The following is a 623-nucleotide window of genomic DNA, read 5'->3' as shown; positions in this document are numbered from 1 at the left end:
GTAGCGGCGCTCGATCCACATCGTGCCCGGGGGCAGCCTGCGGGGCAGCTGGATGCGGTCGCGCCAGCACGACACCGCGGTCGTCTCCCCACCGTTGTCGTCGGCGACCACAGCGACGTCCGCCATGAACCCGCACACGTCGCAGGTCAGGCGGGCCGGCATCGAGGCGGGCACGTCGAGCACGGGCAGATCATCCACCCCGCGAGGTCACGCTGCGTGGTCGACACGCGCCAAGTGTTCACCAAAGGCCGGGACCTCTGTTGTGCTGACGAGCGCCCGGGCGTGGAAGGATCGAGTGCGGACATCCACCACCGTCATGCGAGTACAGGAGCACATCTCATGCCCATCGCAACCCCCGAGGCCTACGCCGAGATGCTCGACCGGGCCAAGGAAGGCCGCTTCGCCTACCCGGCCATCAACGTCAGCTCGTCGCAGACCCTGAACGCCGCGATCCGCGGCTTCGCCGAGGCCGAGAGCGACGGCATCATCCAGGTCTCCACCGGCGGCGCCGAGTACTTCTCCGGCCCCACGGTCAAGGACATGGTCACCGGCTCGGCCGCCTTCGCCGCCTTCGCCCACGAGGTCGCCAAGAAGTACGACATCCAGATCGCCCTGCACACCGA

Annotated in this window: 2 protein-coding genes; one reads left to right on the top strand and one right to left on the bottom strand. The window is 68.5% G+C overall.

The window, feature by feature from the left end:
* Positions 1 to 183 (bottom strand): hypothetical protein (locus JNK74_29340; GenBank protein ID MBL7650281.1); only part of this gene is annotated, 183 nt, incomplete at its 3' end.
* 156 nt (positions 184 to 339) lie between these two features.
* Between JNK74_29340 and JNK74_29335 the strand changes: the two genes are divergently transcribed.
* Positions 340 to 623, top strand: a 284-nt coding sequence (locus JNK74_29335) for a class II fructose-bisphosphate aldolase (protein ID MBL7650280.1), incomplete at its 3' end; no start/stop codon positions are given.

This window comes from Candidatus Hydrogenedentota bacterium (assembly GCA_016791475.1).
Lineage (GTDB): Bacteria > Hydrogenedentota > Hydrogenedentia > Hydrogenedentales > JAEUWI01 > JAEUWI01.
This window is presented reverse-complemented; position numbering and strand designations above follow the sequence as displayed.